Source organism: Thermococcus sp., from assembly GCF_027008145.1.
In the GTDB taxonomy this organism is placed as follows: Archaea; Methanobacteriota_B; Thermococci; order Thermococcales; family Thermococcaceae; genus Thermococcus.
The window spans coordinates 1-2,882 of the sequence record NZ_JALTCZ010000055.1 but is presented as its reverse complement, the minus strand read 5'-3'; the positions used below and the strand labels follow the sequence as shown (position 1 = coordinate 2,882).

Annotated in this window: 4 protein-coding genes; 3 read left to right on the top strand and 1 reads right to left on the bottom strand. The window is 54.5% G+C overall.

Annotated features, from left to right (window positions below; translation table 11 throughout):
- The 3 genes from MVD07_RS02600 to MVD07_RS02590 form a co-directional block, all read left to right on the top strand.
- Nucleotides 1-932 (top strand): acetyl CoA synthetase (locus tag MVD07_RS02600; RefSeq protein WP_297498257.1); only part of this gene is annotated, 932 nt, incomplete at its 5' end.
- Between the two features lie 53 nt (nucleotides 933-985).
- Nucleotides 986-1,831, top strand: a complete 846-nt coding sequence (locus tag MVD07_RS02595; RefSeq protein ID WP_297498254.1) for a hypothetical protein — start codon at nucleotides 986-988, stop codon at nucleotides 1,829-1,831.
- A gap of 56 nt (nucleotides 1,832-1,887) precedes the next feature.
- The gene (locus tag MVD07_RS02590) at nucleotides 1,888-2,592 is read left to right on the top strand and encodes a metallophosphoesterase family protein (protein WP_297498258.1); all 705 of its coding nucleotides are present in this window, start codon (nucleotides 1,888-1,890) and stop codon (nucleotides 2,590-2,592) included.
- On the opposite strand, the gene MVD07_RS02585 is transcribed toward MVD07_RS02590, so the two are convergent.
- The coding region (locus MVD07_RS02585; protein WP_297498252.1) for a PRC-barrel domain-containing protein at nucleotides 2,589-2,882 on the bottom strand (294 nt) is incomplete at its 5' end. The two genes, MVD07_RS02590 and MVD07_RS02585, sit on opposite strands and share 4 nt — an antisense overlap.

The window sequence follows — 2,882 nt, the reverse complement described above, 5'->3', positions numbered from 1 at the left end:
ATGTCTTACCGGGCCCGCTGGCACTCATAAGCCAGAGCGGCGCTTTGGGAATAGCCCTGATGGGCTGGACGATTCTTGAAAAGGTCGGCCTCTCGGCCGTTGTCAGCATAGGGAACAAGAGCGACATTGACGATGCCGATTTACTCGAATTCTTCAAGGAGGACGGGAACACCAAGGCAATACTCATCTACATGGAAGGTGTCAAGAACGGGAGGCGCTTCCTAGAGACGGCCAGAAAGGTCAGCAAGGTCAAGCCGATAGTCATCATCAAGGCTGGAAGGAGTGAGCGCGGTGCAAAGGCAGCAGCCAGCCACACCGGCTCACTCGCTGGAAGCGACAGGATATACGACGCAGCCTTCAAGCAGAGCGGTGTCATAAGGGCCTACACCATCGGCGAGGCATTCGACTACGCGAGGGCTCTCAGCAACCTTCCTGAACCTGAAGGGGAGAACTTCGTGATAATCACCAACGGCGGTGGGATAGGTGTTATGGCAACCGATGCAGCCGAGGAGAGCGGTCTCCACCTCTACGATGACCTCAACGAACTGAAGGTCTTCTCCAACTACATGCCGCCCTTCGGTTCCTACAAGAACCCCGTTGACCTCACTGGAATGGCAGGGGCCGAGGGCTATGAAGGGGCTATCAGAGAAGCTCTCAGGAACCCCAACATGCACAGCATAGCGGTTCTCTACTGTCAGACGGCTGTGCTCGACCCGAGGGATCTCGCCGAGATAGTCATCCGCGAGTACAACGAGAGCGGAAGGAAGAAGCCGCTGGTCGTTGCCATCGTCGGTGGTATAGAGGCCAAGGAAGCAATCGACAGGCTCAACGAGGAGGGCATTCCCGCCTATCCTGAACCGGACAGGGCTGTAAAGGCCCTCGCTGCACTCTACCGCTGGAGCAGGTGGAAGGCCAAGCAGAAGAGGGAGTGACTCCCTTTAGCTTCTTCCGATAAGCTTTTATAACCTTTTTTCAACTCAGAAAGGTGAAAGATTTGAGAAGGACCTTTGTCCTCCTCGGAGTCCTGCTTCTCTTTACCTCAGGGATAACCTACAACGAAAGCATCCAGAGGCCAGCCTGCACTTCCGCGATGCCGGCTCCGAGCCCGTATTATAGCCTTCACTCAACGGTCGTCAAAAATGGTGCCTGGATTAACGGTTCGCTCCTCGCTCTGGAGGTAAATTCGAGCCTCCCGGAGCTGAGTTTGGCCAGGGAAAACGTGAAGCTCGTGAAGAGAGGAGAGGTTTACGTTCCAAGAGGCCCAGTAACCGGGACTGTTTTAATACCTGAACTCCCGGTAAACGCCAGCTTCATAGTTTTTTACTCGGATTCGAGGGCCCTGCACGTGCCTTCGGTTAACTTCTCCGGCGGAAGATTCATTCTCAGGAGGGATGCCAAGATAAACGTCTCAAGGGGCTTCAGTCTCAACGCCACCAGCCCCAGAGGTTCGTTCTCGGTTCTCGGCGAGAGAGGGATGGATTTCCTCTTTACAGACTCCAAAGCCTCTGCCGGAAACAGAACCTTTACTGGCTCTCCCCAGAAAGTGCTCGCCTCCTTCTGCACGAGCTGTCGAGGGGGCGTGGGTCTCAGGGCTACAGGTTACAGAATAAACTTGGAGCTAGGTCCCGGGAAGTTTGAGACCTACGGGATAACCGTCGAATGGAAACCAAGAGAGCTCGTTCTGAGAGGGGGCTTTTCCTTCAGCAACCTCACTCTCAGCACCAACTGCACGGTTGAAATCCCGCCCGCTGAGAGGGAAAGCCTAGATATTCCCGTGCTCACGGGTCTCCTAGGGGCTATCTTCCTCACTTGGGGGCTGTGGAAGAGGTAAAGAATCGACCAAATAGCCTATAAGCCCAACCACCATTTTTTTCTCCGGTGGGGCCCATGCTCATCGCACTCATTTCGGACATCCACTCGAACCTTGAAGCACTTAAGGTTGTTTGGAGGGAAGTCAAGCGGGCAGATGTAATCCTGTGCATGGGCGACCTCGTAGGTTACGGCCCCAACCCGGATGAGGTCATCAAGTTCGTAAGGGAAAAGATGAAGAGAAGGGAGTTCCTCTGCGTTCGCGGAAACCACGACAACGCGGTGGCCTTTGGTGCAGACTGGGGCTTCAATCCCTACGCCAAGGAAGCGGTCAGATGGCACCAGAGAGTTATGAGCGTCGAAAACCTTGAGTTTTTAAGACGCCTCCCTGTGAGGCAACTCTTCACAGACGAGACTGGAAGGAGCTACATCCTCATCCACGGTTCCCCAAGAAGACCTCTCGACGAGTACCTCTTCCCCTGGCTTCCGGAGAGCGAGTTTAAGAACGTCCTCAGCTACGTAAGACAGGACGACCTTCTCGTAGGGCACACACACATGCCAATGCTGAAAGTTATCGGTAAGAGGAGGATAATCAATCCCGGGAGCGTCGGTCAGCCTAGGGACGGTGACTGGAGGGCCTCATACGCGCTCATTGACACGGAGGAACCTTCAGAGAACGTTTACTTTTACCGGGTCGAGTATGAGGTGGAAGAAACGGCCAGAAAGATAATTGAAGCAGGTCTTCCGAGGTTTCTGGCTGAGAGACTCTTCGAGGGCTACTAAAGCTCAAGCTTTATCTCCTTCGGCTTGGGGAGACCTTCCTCCCTCTCGGGCTTCTTCTCCGGTGTCGACTTCGGCAACTGCTGAGTCTTCTTCCTTATCTTGGAGCGGGTTGCCAGCTTGGCGGAGTCTATGATTATGACCTCGCCGATGCTCTTTACAGCATTGACCGGGATGAGGAGGAGCCCTTCGCTGTCGGTGACGAACTCGCTCGTGTCGAGATCCTCGTCTGGTTCAGCCACTATGACGAGTATGTCCCCAGTCTCCTCATCGAAGCTCAGGTCATAGACCCA